This is a genomic window from Roseovarius sp., assembly GCF_027019125.1.
Taxonomy (GTDB): domain Bacteria; phylum Pseudomonadota; class Alphaproteobacteria; order Rhodobacterales; family Rhodobacteraceae; genus Roseovarius.
Window position 1 is genome coordinate 77,015 of sequence record NZ_JALUXE010000030.1, and the last position, 15,036, is coordinate 92,050.

14 protein-coding genes are annotated in these 15,036 nt (G+C 62.7%); 10 read left to right on the forward strand and 4 right to left on the reverse strand.

The window, feature by feature from the left end; translation table 11 throughout:
• Positions 1-64: 64 nt before the first annotated feature.
• Positions 65-361 carry a septum formation initiator family protein gene (locus MVC20_RS12655; protein ID WP_297542750.1) on the forward strand — a complete coding sequence of 99 codons (297 nt, stop codon included), beginning with the start codon at positions 65-67 and terminating at the stop codon, positions 359-361.
• Positions 362-367: 6 nt separating this feature from the next.
• On the opposite strand, the gene MVC20_RS12660 is transcribed toward MVC20_RS12655, so the two are convergent.
• Both MVC20_RS12660 and MVC20_RS12665 read right to left on the reverse strand, forming a co-directional pair.
• The gene (locus MVC20_RS12660) at positions 368-826 is read right to left on the reverse strand and encodes a DNA polymerase III subunit chi (protein WP_297541889.1); all 459 of its coding nucleotides are present in this window, start codon (positions 824-826) and stop codon (positions 368-370) included.
• Entirely contained in the window at positions 826-2,313 is a 1,488-nt protein-coding gene (locus MVC20_RS12665) for a leucyl aminopeptidase (RefSeq protein ID WP_297541891.1), read from the reverse strand. The genes MVC20_RS12660 and MVC20_RS12665 overlap by 1 nt, the downstream gene beginning before the upstream one ends.
• 149 nt (positions 2,314-2,462) lie before the next feature.
• Here MVC20_RS12665 and lptF point away from each other — a divergent pair, with 149 nt between their 5' ends.
• From lptF to MVC20_RS12710, 9 genes are all read left to right on the forward strand, one after another.
• Positions 2,463-3,584, forward strand: coding sequence for an LPS export ABC transporter permease LptF (lptF, locus tag MVC20_RS12670; RefSeq protein ID WP_297542752.1), 1,122 nt, complete (start codon positions 2,463-2,465; stop codon positions 3,582-3,584).
• On the forward strand, positions 3,581-4,672 hold the full coding sequence (gene lptG / locus MVC20_RS12675) for an LPS export ABC transporter permease LptG (RefSeq protein WP_297541893.1): 1,092 nt from the start codon (positions 3,581-3,583) through the stop codon (positions 4,670-4,672). The genes lptF and lptG overlap by 4 nt, the downstream gene beginning before the upstream one ends.
• Positions 4,669-6,840, forward strand: coding sequence for an LPS assembly protein LptD (gene lptD, locus MVC20_RS12680; protein ID WP_297541895.1), 2,172 nt, complete (start codon positions 4,669-4,671; stop codon positions 6,838-6,840). The genes lptG and lptD overlap by 4 nt, the downstream gene beginning before the upstream one ends.
• Before the next feature lie 5 nt (positions 6,841-6,845).
• Positions 6,846-8,090, forward strand: coding sequence for a peptidylprolyl isomerase (locus tag MVC20_RS12685; protein WP_297541897.1), 1,245 nt, complete (start codon positions 6,846-6,848; stop codon positions 8,088-8,090).
• Positions 8,087-9,058, forward strand: coding sequence for a 4-hydroxythreonine-4-phosphate dehydrogenase PdxA (gene pdxA, locus MVC20_RS12690; protein ID WP_297541898.1), 972 nt, complete (start codon positions 8,087-8,089; stop codon positions 9,056-9,058). Before MVC20_RS12685 ends, pdxA begins: the two co-directional genes overlap by 4 nt.
• Positions 9,055-9,906 carry a 16S rRNA (adenine(1518)-N(6)/adenine(1519)-N(6))-dimethyltransferase RsmA gene (rsmA, locus tag MVC20_RS12695; RefSeq protein WP_297541900.1) on the forward strand — a complete coding sequence of 284 codons (852 nt, stop codon included), beginning with the start codon at positions 9,055-9,057 and terminating at the stop codon, positions 9,904-9,906. The genes pdxA and rsmA overlap by 4 nt, the downstream gene beginning before the upstream one ends.
• Positions 9,907-10,036: 130 nt before the next feature.
• Complete coding sequence (pdhA, locus tag MVC20_RS12700; protein ID WP_037268395.1) at positions 10,037-11,047, forward strand: pyruvate dehydrogenase (acetyl-transferring) E1 component subunit alpha; 1,011 nt, start codon at positions 10,037-10,039, stop codon at positions 11,045-11,047.
• A 15-nt stretch (positions 11,048-11,062) separates the two neighbouring features.
• A complete protein-coding gene (locus MVC20_RS12705; protein ID WP_297541903.1) occupies positions 11,063-12,433 on the forward strand; it encodes a pyruvate dehydrogenase complex E1 component subunit beta in 1,371 nt (456 codons plus the stop codon).
• Between the two features lie 13 nt (positions 12,434-12,446).
• Positions 12,447-13,763 (forward strand): pyruvate dehydrogenase complex dihydrolipoamide acetyltransferase, encoded by a 1,317-nt coding sequence (locus MVC20_RS12710; RefSeq protein ID WP_297541905.1) that lies wholly within the window; start codon positions 12,447-12,449, stop codon positions 13,761-13,763.
• A gap of 39 nt (positions 13,764-13,802) precedes the next feature.
• Here the strand turns inward: MVC20_RS12710 and MVC20_RS12715 are convergent, their stop codons facing one another.
• Positions 13,803-14,381 (reverse strand): TIGR02281 family clan AA aspartic protease, encoded by a 579-nt coding sequence (locus MVC20_RS12715; protein WP_297541907.1) that lies wholly within the window; start codon positions 14,379-14,381, stop codon positions 13,803-13,805.
• Positions 14,382-14,398: 17 nt separating this feature from the next.
• Positions 14,399-15,025, reverse strand: a complete 627-nt coding sequence (locus MVC20_RS12720; protein ID WP_297541908.1) for a MarC family protein — start codon at positions 15,023-15,025, stop codon at positions 14,399-14,401.
• Positions 15,026-15,036 lie beyond the last annotated feature (11 nt).

A 15,036-nucleotide genomic window follows, 5' to 3' on the forward strand; every position in this document is an offset into this window, starting at 1 on the left:
CCTTGCCTATGGCATGATGCCCGAAACGCCCGATACGAGGCGGCATGAAGAGGCAGACCAGAGCATGACACCCCGCAGCCGCCCTTGGGGCCTTTTGATCTTTTTCCTGATCGCATTCTTTCTCGGGGCTTATTTTACTTTTGCGGCAGTGCAAGGGGATTACGGCCTGTTCCGCCGTGCCGAAATCGACGCGCAGAGCGTGGAGCTGCAAGCACAGCTTGAGGCGCTCAATGCTCGCGTGGCGCGGATGGAAAACCTGACCCGGCGGCTGTCGGATAACTATCTCGACCTCGACCTGTTGGATCAGCAAGCCCGCGACGTTCTGGGCCTGTTGCGCAGCGACGAGATCGTGATCCGCTGAGCCGCGTCACGCCTCGGCCTTTTTCTCCCAACGACCGCCCGCTTCGGACCAGTATTGGGCGGCGCAGCCTGCGCCGGTCAGCGCCTTCCACTGACCGCGTGCCACCTGCACAGCCGCATCGTCATTGCCGTCAAAGAGGATGCAAACCCGTTCCAAGGTTTGCACCTCTTCGGCGCGCACCTCTGCCCCGTCGATCGCCATCACGCAGACCGCCCCGTTCGGACACGCGCTTTGCGTTGTCAGCAAAACGGGCTGATCGGCGTCATGCGGTCCACCTGCAATCCCGTGAGGCAAGAACCCATCCTCTGGCCCCAGCCAGAGCCGCTCATCCAGCCAGGCGAGCCGTGCCGCATCCCGTCCCCGCACCGCTACGCGCCAGCCCGCGCCCAAGGATTTCTCCAAGAGCATGGGCAGCGTTGCCTCAAGCGGCTGGCGCGTCAGATGATAGAAGTAGACTGCCCCCATCAATTCTCCTCGAGCAGGTCCGCCACCAGACGGTTGAGCGCCAGAACGCCCCAGCCGGTCGCGCCCTTGGGTGCATAGGTCGTGTCAGCCTTGACGCTGGCCACGCCCGCAATGTCGAGATGCACCCACGGCATGCCTTCCTGCACGAAACGGTGCAGGAATTCGGCCGCCGTGATCGTACCTGCGGGGCGTCCGGCGGAATTCTTGATATCGGCGATCTGGCCCTTGATCATATCGGCATAGCCCGGCCCGAGCGGCAGACGCCAGGCGCCTTCGCCCTCGGTCTTGGCCGCACGCAGGAAGGCATTGCAGAGCCCCTCGTCGTTGCTCAGAACGGCGGCGTTCTCGTGGCCCAAGGCCACGATGCAGGCTCCGGTGAGGGTTGCCAGATCCACCATGCCGCGCGGTTTGTAGGTCTCTTGCGCATACCAGAGCACATCGGCCAGCACGAGCCGCCCCTCGGCGTCGGTGTTGATCACCTCGATGGTGTCGCCCTTCATCGAGGTCACGACATCGCCGGGGCGGGTTGCGCGGTCAGAGGGCATGTTCTCCACGATGCCCACAAGGCCCACGACATTCGCCTTGGCGCGGCGCAGGGCCAGCGTGCGCATGACGCCAGCGACCACTCCGGCACCGCCCATGTCCATCGTCATCTCTTCCATGCCCGCCGCCGGTTTCAGGCTGATGCCGCCGGTGTCGAACACCACGCCTTTGCCGATCAGCGCCAGAGGAGCCTCGCCCTTTGGCCCGCCCAGCCATTCCATGATCGCCAGTTTTGAGGGGCTGGCGCTGCCGTGGCCGACTGACAAGAGCGCACCCATCCCCAGCTTCTCCATGTCCTTTTCCTCAAGAATGGTGATCTTGAGGCCCAGATCCTTCATCGCGGAGATACGATTGGCGAATTCGGTAGTGGTCAGGTGATTGGCAGGCTCGTTGACCAGATCGCGGGTGAAGAACACGCCGTCGGCGAGGGCCAGAGTGGGCGCGGCTTCGGCTTTGATTTCATCCGGTCTGCCGGTCATAAGCGTGACGGCGCCCGGTTCCTTGGGGCCGGTCTCGGATTTGGGCGGGGTCTTGTGTGGGGTGAAATCATAGGCACGCAGGAGCACGCCCAGCAGAACATCGACCGGACGCCGCAACGCAGACCCCAGGATGAGAAGCGGCTTGTCCCCCTTGAGGCGCCCGAGATTGACGCCCGCACGGCGACTCTCGGCAGGGCTGGCACTGCGGGGCAGAATGACCACATCGACCGCCTCCGCCAGCATGCCCGTCGGCCAGTTGATTGTGATCACGTCGCCGGCCTTCTTGTCATTGAGTGCCGCCGCTTCGACCAGCCGCGCGAGGGTGCCGCGCGTCATCCGGTTGATCTTGCGCGCGCCTGCATCCAGCTTGCCTTCAGGGGGAATGATCACGGCGATACGACCAGGCGCCGTGGCGAGCGCCTCCAGGTCAGTTTCGGCAAAGACAACGGGCACAGGTTGGGTCATCGGGGGCTCTCCTTGGTTCGGCTCGCTCAAGACCTAGCGCGGCTCGCCGCCAATGACCAGTTAGCAGTTTTCCCCCGCAATCAATTCCGCTAGGTTGCCCGCCAAGACTGCTGCCACGGGGGATAAGTGTGACCAGATTCGACAGATATATGCTGTCGCAATTCATGGTTTTGTTCGGTTTCTTTGCGCTCGTTCTGGTTTCGATCTTCTGGATCAACAAGGCGGTGCGCATGTTCGACCGGCTGATCGGGGATGGCCAGCCCGCTTGGGTGTTTGTGGAATTCACGGCATTGACGCTGCCGGGGGTGATCGGCGTCGTGCTGCCGATCGCGGCCTTTGCCTCTGCTGTCTACGTGGTCAACCGCCTGTCCAGCGAAAGCGAGCTGACGGTGATGCAGGCCACCGGCTATTCACCGTTGCGCCTGGCGCGCCCGGTTTTTGTGTTTGGCGTGATTGTCGCCCTGATGATGTCGCTCCTGGCGCATTTCCTCATTCCGACCAGTCTGAGCCAGTTGCGTTTGCGGCTGGACGAGGTGTCGCGCAACATCACCGCCAAATTGCTGAGCGAGGGCGAATTTCTGCATCCGGCCCCCGGCGTGACCTTCTATATCCGCGAGATCACGCTGTCGGGCGAATTGCGTGACGTGTTCCTGTCTGATCGGCGCGACCCAGAGGCACCTGTGACCTATACCTCGTCCCGCGCCTATCTGGTGCAAGAGGGGGGCGGCACGCGGCTGGTCATGGTATCCGGTCTGGCCCAGAATATCCGCGCGGAGCAGAACCGGCTTTTCACCACCTATTTTGACGATTTTTCCTATGACATCAGCAGTCTTGTCCAGCGAGATGTGGTCAACCTCGATGAGGTGGCATTTGCCAGCACGCGCGAGATGCTGCGTGACCCGGAGAGCGTTGCTGAGCGCACGGGCGTCAGTGTCGGGGCCGTGATGGCCCAAATGCATGGCCGCGTCACTGCGGCCCTTCTCTGTGTCATCGCGGCGCTGGTTGGGTTCTGCACCCTGCTCGTGGGGGCGCATAGCCGGTTTGGCGTCTGGCGTCAGATACTTCTGGCATTTGGGCTTCTGGTGGGCCTCAAGATTGTCGAGAGCCTCGTTCTCGCACCGGTTCTGGTCAGCGCGGCGCTCTGGCCGCTGCTCTATCTTCCCGCGTTGATCGGGTTGGCACTGTCGGGGCTCTTGCTGACGCTGGCCAGCTATCCGGGCCTCTGGCAGCGGCTGCGCCACAGGGGTTCCGCGGCGGAGGTGTCGACATGATCCTCGAACGCTATTTCGGTCGTCGTTTCTTCATGAGCTTCATGGCGGTAACGATCACGATGATCGTGATCATGGGGCTGATTGACCTGATGGATGAGTTGGGCGATTTCCCGGAACTGGCCTTTGGGCAGGTGTTGGGAATCGTGCTGCTGAAACTGCCCGAAGCCTATTACGAGATCATTCCTCTGGTGATGATCCTTGCCTCGGTTGCACTTTTCCTGCGGTTGGCGCGCTCGTCCGAAATGGTGGTGTTGCGGGCCTCGGGGCGGTCCGCGCTGCGCGGGCTGCTGGCCCCTGCGGCGGTGGCGCTTGCCATTGGTCTTTTGGGGCTGGCGGTCGGCAATCCGCTGGTGGCGGCCACCGCGAAACGGCATCACGACCTGGTCAACAGCTATTCCGGTCGAACCTATTCCGATCTTGCCATTGCGTCGGAAGGGCTCTGGTTGCGGCAAGGGGGGACGGCGGGCCAGACGGTCATCTATGCTGCCCGGTCCAGCTCTGACCTGAGCACGCTATATGGTCCCAGCTTTTACGACTTTGCCCCGGACGGCCAGCCCCTGCGCCGTATCAGCGCCGATACGGCGCGGCTTGAGGAGGGGGCGTGGCTGCTTGAAGATGCCAAGATCTGGGACCTCGCCGAGAACATCAACCCCGAGGCCACCGCACGCCAAGAGGCGCAATTGAGCGTGCCCTCGGACCTGACCCAGGATCGCATTCTCGACAGTTTCGGCAGCCCGGAATACATCCCGATATGGGAATTGCCGAATTTCATTGACCAGTTGGAAGAGGCCGGGTTTTCCGCGCGGCGCTATGCGATCTGGTTTCAGAGCGAATTGGCGCAGCCGGTGTTCCTGGTGGCGCTCGTGCTCATCTCTGCGGCATTGACCATGGGCCACACGCGCGGGACCAATGTCGGGCTCTCGGTTTTGACGGCGGTTCTTTTGGGGTTCGGCCTGCATTACGTGCGTAATTTCGCGCATATTCTGGGGGAGAATGGCCAGCTCCCGATCCTGCTGGCGGCCTGGGCGCCACCTGTGGCATCGCTCTTCATCGGTCTTGGTATCCTGCTGCATCTGGAGGACGGATGACCCGGTCTTTGCGCCTTGTCCTTGGTCTGCTGATCTGTCTTGCAACCCCGATTGCGGCGCAGGACACTGCCCCGGCTCCGGCGGTTCTGGTTGCGGATGACGTGCGCCTGACGGCGGACAACCGCCTGATTGCGACCGGCAATGTCGAAGCACTCTATCAGGGTCGCCGCCTCACGGCGCGCGAAATCGCGTATGACCACGGCACCGGCCAGTTGGTGATCACGGGGCCGCTGACCCTGACGGATGTCGAGGGGGCGTTGGTTGTGGCCGATAGCGCCGAACTGGATCGCGATCTGACCAACGGCATTCTGCGCGGGGCGCGGATCGTCATGCAGGATCAGTTGCAATTGGCGGCGGTCGAGATGCGCCGCACCGATGCGCGCTTCAACCAGCTTTACAAGACTGCCGTCACCTCTTGCCGCGTCTGTGACAACGGCCGTCCGCCGCTCTGGCAAATCCGGGCACAGCGGGTGATCCATGACGAGCAGGAGCGCCAGCTTTACTTTGACAACGCGCAATTTCGCATTCTGAACACCACTGTTCTCTACCTGCCGCGCCTGCGCTTGCCTGATCCGACAGTTGATCGCTCACGCGGGTTTCTGACACCGTCGCTGGTGAACTCGTCGCTCTTGGGTACGGGCATCCGGGTGCCTTACTTCATCCCGATTGGCGACAGCCGCGACCTGACGCTCGCTCCGTTTCTCGCGACCAACTCCAAGCGGCTTGAGTTCCGCTATCGGCAGGCGTTTCGCAAGGGAGAGATCGAATTCAACGGTGCAGTGGCCGAAGACGATTTCAGCCCCGATCCGACACGCGGCTATCTGTTCGGCACGGGTCGGTTCGAATTGCCGCGTGATTTCACCCTGCGGTTCAATGTCGAACTGGCGAGCGACGACACCTTCCTGCTGGATCATGGGTTTTCCGACAAGGACCGCCTGATCAACGAACTTTCCGTCGAGCGCGTGCGCCGGGATGAGTATATCCGCGGTGCGATCACGCATTTCCAGTCGCGGCGTGTGGGCGAGAGCAACGCCACCTTGCCCACGTTTGCGGGTAATGCCGAATACGAACGCCGCTTCTTTCCGGCGCGTCTCGGGGGCGAGCTGCGCTTTGGGGCGGCATTGCACAGCCATTACCGCAGCTCTGATTCGACGCTGGCCACGCTGGATCGATTTGCCGACGGGCGCGATGTGACGCGGCTCACCAGCCGCGTGGACTGGTATCGCGGCTGGACCCTGCCGGCTGGCGTGCTGGCCAACCTTCAGACCGGGTTGATTGTCGATCATTTCGAGATTTCGCAGGCCGGGGTCACCGCCGCATCGCAGGCGACCGAACTGACACCCACGGTTGCGCTGGAACTGCGATGGCCGCTGCTCAAATCGACCCGCCATGCCGTGACCCATGTGATCGAGCCCGTGGCGCAGTTGTCGTGGAGCGGCGGATCGAACCCCGATATCCCGCTTGATGAGGCGACGCTGATCGAGTTTGACGAGGGCAATCTTTTCAATCCCTCGCGCTTCAATGCCCCCGACCGCCGCGAACGTGGGTACAGTGCCGCCTATGGGGTAAGCTATACCCGGTTTGATCCGGCGGGCTGGCAAGGGAGCCTTGCGTTGGGACAGGTCTGGCGCGACGAGCGCTTGCTGGAGAGGGATGGGCTAACCCCCAGCTTTGCCAAATCCTCGGGGCTGCGCGCCCGTGCCTCGGACTTGCTGATTGCCGGGCAATTCCGCAATGCCACCGGCTTGACCGTCACGGCACGCGGCGTGTTCGATGCCATGTTCGACACGACCAAGGCCGAGGCCCGCGCCAGTTGGCGCAATGATTACACCAACATCGCGGCCACTTATGTCTGGCTGTCGGCAGATCCGGCCGAAAATCGGCCTGCGAAAGTGTCCGAGTGGGCGATTGATGGCAGCTATCGTTTTGCTCAGCACTGGACGGGCCATGCCGAATGGCGATTTGATGCGGCAGCGGAGCGCAGCGTGCGCGCGGGCGCAGGCCTGACATATTCGAACGAATGCGTGGACATCACGCTTTCGGTCTCGCGCCGGTTTACCTCTTCGACTATCCTTGAACCGGAAACCAACATCGGCTTTACGGTAGGGTTTACGGGGTTCTCGTCCGCGACCCGTGACCCAAGCTTTACCCGGACTTGCAGGAACTGACCAGAATGACACCCATCCTCCGCCGCCTGACCGCCGCTCTGACCCTTGCCGTGACCGGCCTGACGGGGTGGTCCCTGAGCGGGGGGATGGCGCAGGCGCAAAATCTGTTCTCGCCGCAAATCCATGTCAACGATCAGGCGATCACCGGATACGAGCTGCAGCAGCGTGCGCGCCTCTTGACCCTGTTCCGCGCGCCCGGTGATCCGCAGCGGCTGGCGCGGGAGCAATTGATAGAGGAGCGCATCAAGCTTGATGCGGCCCGCACTTCGGGGCTTGTGCTCGAAGACGATATGGTGCGCGCCGGGATGGAAGAATTCGCCGGGCGTGCCAATATGACCGCGGATCAGCTTATTGCCGCACTGGGGCAGTCGGGGGTTTCGCAAGAGTCGTTCCGCGAATTCGTGCGCGCAGGGATCACATGGCGCGAGTTGACGCGTGCGCGTTTTGCCGCCCGTGTCTCTGTCAGCGAGGATGATCTGGAGCGGGCAACCCGCGCCCTGACCGGCGGTGCCGCCGTGCGGGTGCTCTTGTCTGAAATTATCCTGCCCGTGACCAGCCTGGAGGATGCAGAAGCCAAGCAGGCGCTTGCCGCGTCCATTGCGCAATCGGCCAGTGAAGGTGCCTTTGCCGAGGCCGCACGCCGCTATTCCGCTGCGCCCTCTGCGGGTCGGGGTGGGCGCATGAATTGGGTCGCGCTGTCGGAATTGCCCGCAGGGCTTCGGCCCATCGTTCTGGGACTGGCCCCCGGAGAAGTGTCCGAACCGCTGCCGCTCGATGGGGCGCTCGCGCTGTTTTACATGCGCGACATCGAAGAGACGACGGTGCCGACGCCCGAATATTCCGCCATAGAATACGCGGCCTATTACATTCCGGGCGGGCGCAGCGAGGCGGCGTTGCAGCGCGCAGCGCAGGTCCGGGCCGCGGTCGATACCTGCGATGATCTCTACGGTGTGGCCTATGGTCAGCCGCCCGAGGTTTTGGAACGTGGCTCCAAGGCACCCGAGGAAATTCCGCAGGATATCGCCATTGCCCTGGCGTCTCTCGATCCCGGCGAAAGCTCGACCAGCGTGACACGCGCCAACGGTCAGACGCTGGTGTTCCTGATGCTCTGTGGCCGCTCGCCCAAGCTGGATGGCGAGGCCCCCTCGGTCGAGGATCTCTCGAACTTCATCCGCAACCAGCGGATCGAGTCCTTTGCCAATGGCTATCTCGAACAGCTGCGCGCCGAGGCGCGGATCATCGAGAAGTGAGCGCGCCCATCGCGCTCAGCTGCGGAGAGCCGGCGGGCATAGGGCCCGAAATCGCTGCTGCCGCTTGGGACCGACTGCGCGACGCGCTGCCGTTCTTTCTGATTGGCGACCCGGCGCATTTGCCCTCTGGCACGCCCGTCGTGCGGATCACCGACCCGGCCGAAGCCTCTGAGGTTTGCGCCCATTCCCTGCCGGTGTTGGAGCATGCATTTGAAGGCCCGCTGACGCTTGGTACACCCAACCCAACCCATGCGCGCGGCGTAATAGACGTGATTGCGCGCGGTGTTGACCTTGTCCAATCTGGCGCGGCACTCGCGCTCTGTACGGCCCCGATCCACAAGCAGGCGCTTCAGGATGGGGCGGGGTTCGCCTTTCCGGGGCACACCGAATATCTCGCGCATCTGGCGGGGGTGGACCGCGTGGTGATGATGCTGGCCTCGGATCAATTGCGCGTGGTGCCAACGACAATCCACATCCCGCTTCTCGATGTGCCGCAGGCGCTGACGCCCGATTTGCTGGAAGAGACCATTCGCATCACCCATGCCGCTTTGATCCGCGATTTTGGCCTCACCGCGCCGCGTCTGGCCATTGCCGGACTCAATCCGCACGCCGGTGAAGGTGGCAAGATGGGGCGCGAAGAGATCGAGGTGATCGCCCCAGTTCTGGCCCGTCTGCGCGCCGAGGGGTTGGACCTGCGTGGGCCGATGTCGGCGGATACGATGTTTCACGCTGCCGCACGCGCCAACTATGACGCCGCGATCTGCATGTATCACGATCAGGCGCTCATCCCGATCAAGACGCTGGATTTCGACCGGGGTGTCAATGTCACGCTTGGCCTGCCGTTCATTCGAACCTCGCCGGATCACGGCACGGCCCTGGATATCGCAGGGCAGGGGAGGGCCAATCCCACCTCGCTGATTGCCGCGCTCAAGATGGCGCAAGTCATGGGTGAGGCACGCCGCACATGAGCGCACTCGACGATCTCCCGCCGCTGGCCAAGGTCATTGCGGCACATGGTCTCTCCGCCCGCAAATCCTTGGGACAGAATTTCCTGCTGGATCTGAACCTTACCTCGAAAATCGCCCGGCAGGCCGGAGATCTGACCGCATGCGACGTGCTTGAAATCGGCCCGGGTCCCGGTGGATTGACCCGCGGGCTCTTGATGGAGGGCGCGCGTCATGTGCTCGCCATCGAAAAGGACGCGCGCTGTCTGCCTGCGCTGCAAGAGATTGCCGAGGCGGCACCCGGGCGTCTGACGGTGCTCAATGCCGATGCGCTCGAACTGGATCCACTGGCGCATCTGACGCCGCCCATTCGCGTGGTGGCGAACCTGCCCTACAATGTCGGCACCGAGTTGTTGATCCGGTGGCTCACGCCGCCCGATTGGCCGCCTTTCTGGCAGTCGCTCACGCTGATGTTTCAGCGCGAAGTCGCCGAACGGATCGTGGCGCAGCCGGGGGGCAAGGCCTATGGCCGTCTGGCCCTCTTGTCTCAATGGCGCGCGGTGCCGCGTATCGTGATGCATCTGCCGCCGGGCGCCTTTATTCCCCCGCCCAAAGTTTCGAGTGCGGTGGTTCATCTCACGGCGCTGCCCGAACCTCGCTATCCCGCTGATGCAAGGATATTGGAGCGCGTCGTTGCCCGCGCCTTCAATCAGCGTCGCAAGATGCTGCGTGCGGCGCTCAAGGGGGCGGCACCGGATATCGAGGATCGGCTGCTGACGGCAGGCATACAGCCCACGGACCGCGCCGAAACCGTCAGTCTCGAGCAGTTCTGCGCGCTCGCACGGGTCATGCCGGGTGGGGCCGATGCGTGAGAACCCAAGGATTTTGATCGCCTGCCCCCGAACTTCCCCCACGTAAAATTCCCTCTCGCAACCGAGGCGCGATTGGTGTATGAAATAGTTTAATGCTAAACTATATTCGCCAACAAGGAGTCGCCAGCCCATGGTTGCCCGGAAAAGCACAAAGAAACCAAACGTTTCAGCCGAAGATCTCAAACAGTATTACCGCGACATGCTGCTCATCCGGCGATTCGAGGAAAAGGCGGGCCAACTGTATGGCATGGGCCTGATTGGCGGTTTCTGCCACCTCTACATCGGGCAAGAGGCCGTCGTTGTCGGTCTCGAGGCCGCTGCCGAGGAAGGCGACCGCCGCATCACCACCTACCGCGACCACGGGCATATGCTGGCCTGCGGTATGGACCCAAATGGCGTCATGGCTGAACTTACCGGGCGTGAGGGCGGCTATAGCCGGGGCAAGGGCGGCTCTATGCATATGTTCTCGACCGAAAAGCGGTTTTACGGCGGTCATGGCATTGTGGGGGCCAACGTGCCCTTGGGCGCAGGGTTGGCATTCGCGGACAAGTACCTTGGCAATGACCGCGTGACATTCACCTATTTCGGGGATGGCGCGGCCAATCAGGGGCAGGTCTATGAGACCTTCAACATGGCCGCCCTCTGGCAGTTGCCGGTGATCTTCGTGATCGAAAACAACCAATACGCCATGGGCACGTCGCAGAAACGCTCGACCTCCAGCCCTGATATTTACACGCGCGGGCAGGCCTTTGGCATTCCCGGCGAGGCGGTCGATGGCATGGACGTGCTGGCCGTGAAAGAAGCGGGCGACAAGGCCGTCGCACACTGCCGCTCGGGGGCTGGTCCCTACATCCTCGAGATCAAGACCTACCGCTATCGCGGCCATTCCATGTCTGACCCGGCCAAATACCGCACCCGAGAAGAGGTGCAGAAGATGCGCGAGGAAAAGGATGCCATCGAACACGTGCGCGAATTGCTGGTGTCGGGCGGTCACGCTACCGAAGAGGACCTCAAGGCGATCGACAAAGAGATCAAGGACGTGGTGAACGCCAGTGCCGAGTTTGCCAAGGAAAGCCCCGAGCCTGCGCTCGAGGAGCTTTGGACCGATATTATTGCCGACGCGGCACCACAGAACGCCTGAGGAGGAGAGACGACAATGGCAACCGAAATCCTGATGCCCGCCCTCTCGCCGACGATGGAAGAGGGCACACTGGCCAAATGGCTGGTCAAGGAAGGCGACAGCGTCAAGGCTGGCGACATTCTCGCCGAAATCGAAACCGACAAGGCCACGATGGAATTCGAGGCGGTTGATGAGGGCACCGTGGGCAAGATCCTGGTCGCCGAAGGCACCGAAGGGGTCAAGGTGAATACCCCCATCGCCGTGTTGCTGGAGGATGGCGAAAGCGCCGAGGATGCAGCCCCCGCACCCGCTGCCAAACCGGCAGAGGCCGCCCCTGCCGCAGCCCCGAAATCCGCCCCCGCGACAGCCAAGGCCCCAGAGGCCCCCAAGGCCAACACGAGCCCCGACTGGCCCGAGGGTACCGAGATGCAGACCATGACGGTGCGCGAAGCGCTCAATTCCGCCATGGCCGAGGAAATGCGCCGCGACGACACCGTTTTTATCATGGGCGAAGAGGTGGCCGAGTATCAGGGTGCCTACAAGATCACCCAGAACCTGCTCGAGGAATTCGGTGCCAAGCGGGTGATCGACACACCCATCACCGAGCACGGCTTTGCCGGGATTGGGGTGGGGGCCTCCTGGGGGGGCCTGCGGCCTATCGTCGAATTCATGACCTGGAACTTTGCCATGCAGGCGATTGACCAGATCATCAACTCCGCCGCCAAGACCCTCTATATGTCGGGTGGCCAGATGGGCAGCCCCATCGTGTTCCGCGGCCCGAACGGCGCGGCTGCGCGCGTCGGTGCGCAGCACTCCCAGGATTACGCGGCATGGTACGCCCAGGTGCCCGGCCTGCGCGTGGTTCAGCCCTATTCCGCTGCGGATGCCAAGGGTCTCTTGAAAACCGCGATTCGTGATCCCAACCCGGTGGTCTTCCTTGAAAACGAAATCCTCTACGGCCGCTCTTTCGAAGTGCCCAAGATGGACGATTTCACCATTCCCTTCGGCAAGGCCAAGATCTGGCGCGAGGGCACGGATGTAACAATCGTCAGCTTTGGCATCGGCATGACCTACGCGCTTGAGGCCGCCGACAAGCTGGCCGAGGACGGGATCAGCGCCGAGGTGATCGACCTGCGCACCCTGCGCCCGATGGATACGGATACGGTGATTGCGAGCGTGATGAAGACCAACCGCTGCGTGACAGTGGAAGAGGGCTGGCCGGTGGCCTCGATTGGCAACCATATCTCGTCGGTTCTCATGCAAAAGGCGTTCGACTATCTCGACGCGCCGGTCATCAATTGCACGGGCAAGGATGTGCCGATGCCCTATGCCGCCAATCTGGAAAAGCTGGCTCTGACGTCCACCCAAGAGGTGATCGACGCCGTGCGCCAAGTGACCTATCGCTGAGGGAGAGACGACAATGGCAACCGAAATCCTGATGCCCGCCCTCTCGCCGACGATGGAAGAGGGCACATTGGCCAAATGGCTGGTCAAGGAAGGCGATACCGTTTCCGCTGGCGACCTTCTGGCCGAGATCGAGACCGACAAGGCCACGATGGAATTCGAGGCCGTAGACGAAGGCGTCGTCGGCAAGCTCCTGGTGGCCGAGGGCACCGAAGGGGTCAAGGTCAACACGCCGATTGCGGTTATGCTGGACGAGGGCGAGAGTGCCTCGGATATTTCCAGTGCCCCGGCCAAGGCCGAGGCTCCGGCGGCCAAGCAAGCTGAAGCTGAAGCTGAGGCCGCACCGCAATCTGCAACCGCCGCCAAGCCTGCGCCCGCCGCGCCGAAATCGGGTGATGGTGCCCGGATCTTTGCTTCGCCGCTCGCCCGTCGCATCGCGGCGGACAAGGGCATTGATCTCGCCGGGATCACAGGGTCTGGCCCGCACGGCCGGATCGTCAAGGCGGATGTCGAGGGAGCCAAGGCTGGCACCGCCCCTGCCGCAGCCGCCACAGAGACGGCCGCACCCAAGCCCGCAGCGCCGGCCGCTGCAGTCGCCGCTGGTCCGTCTTCGGATGCCGTGGTGGCGATGTATCAGGGCCGCGCCTATGAAGAGGTCAAGCTTGACGGGATGCGCAAGACCATTGCCGCGCGCCTGACCGAGGCCAAGCAGACCGTGCCGCATTTCTACCTGCGCCGCGAAATCCGTCTGGATGCGCTGATGAAATTCCGCGCCGAGTTGAACAAGCAGTTGGAGCCGCGCGGCGTCAAGCTCTCGGTGAACGATTTTATCATCAAGGCCTGCGCGCTCGCGCTTCAGGCGGTGCCGGATGCCAATGCCGTCTGGGCCGGTGACAAGGTGCTGCGCCTCAAACCTTCGGACGTGGCCGTCGCCGTGGCCATCGAAGGCGGGCTGTTCACCCCGGTGCTGAAGGATGCAGAGATGAAATCGCTCTCTGCCCTCTCGGCAGAAATGAAAGACCTCGCCAAACGCGCCCGCGACCGCAAGTTGGCACCGCAGGAGTATCAGGGCGGCACCTTTGCCATTTCCAACCTCGGCATGTTCGGGATCGAGAATTTCGATGCCGTGATCAACCCGCCGCATGGCGCGATCCTCGCTGTGGGTGCGGGGCTGAAAAAGCCGGTGGTTGGCAAGGATGGCGAATTGACCGTGGCTACGGTCATGTCGGTAACGCTCTCGGTGGATCATCGGGTGATCGACGGAGCGCTTGGTGCCGAGCTTTTGACGCAGATTGTCGAGAACCTCGAAAATCCGATGGTCATGCTGGCCTGAAGAACGATGCCCCGGCCCATGGCCGGGGCGTGCCCTTGTTTAACGGGTCAGGATCAGACGCCCGCCGGTGATCTCGATGCTGGCAAAGCGTTGCAGATAGTCCATCCCGAGCAGGGATTGCCCCATCTCACCCTCATTGACCACGGCGCGCAGATTTTCGTGGCGCACCGAACCAACGACGAGATTCTCAAGCCGCACAGGCGCTGTGGGCACTTCACCATTGGCAGTATAGGCGCGACCCAGATACGCGAGGCTCTTGGTATCTATTCCGATCCGTTCGGCATCCTCCTGGCTCAGCACGATCTGGCTGGCCCCGGTATCGACGACAAACCGCACCGGCACGCCCGATACCTCTGCGGTCAGGTAGTAATGCCCGTCCGGCGCGCGAGGAAGTTCGATCCGGTCGCCCGAGACCACGCTCTGCATCGGGCGCACCGTCTGGCGAATATCCTCCCACAAGCCAACCGCTGCCAGAGCCCCGACAAAGATCAGCCCCCAGATCAACGCCTGTTGCGCCAGTTTGCCCAGTGAGGCCCGGTTTTGCGCCACGAACCACACGACGAGCACCGATCCGAGGATCACGAGGTACGTCAGTCTGGCGAAGTCAAAATCCTGCATGGCCAGTATATAGGCGCTCAGCCCGCCAGACCAAAGCCGCGCAAGCCGTCGAGGACGAATTGCACCGCCAGTGCCGCCAGCAGCATCCCCAAGAGCCGTGTCACCACGTTGATGCCCACCTTGCCAAGCGCGCGCTCCAAGAGGCCGGAGGTGAGAAACATGAAGAAAACCAGCGTGATGACCGACAGCATCACGCCGATGACCCAGATCAGCCCCTCGGCCCCCGGCTTTTGCCCGGCCAAGAGGATCACCGTCGCAATCGACCCCGGCCCGGCGATCAACGGAATGGCAATGGGAAAAATCGAGGGATCGTCGCCGTCTTCCTCCTCCGCCGCGTCGGCCTGTCCCTTGCGCCGCTGTCCTCGCCGCTCAAAAAGCATGTCGAGGGCCGTGAGAAACAGCAGCATCCCACCTGCGATGCGAAAGGCCGGCATGGAAATGCCGATAAAACCCAGGACTGCCTCGCCCAAAGCCGCAAAAAGGATCAAGAGCAGCGCCGAGGTGACACAGGCGCGAATGGCAATGGCCCGTCGCCGCGCCGTGCTCATCCCTTGGGTCAGTGCCACGAAGAGCGGCGTCATCCCGATTGGGTCTATGATCACGAAGAGCGTGACAAAGGCCGTGATGAGAAAAGTGGTATCCATAAGGTCCTTGC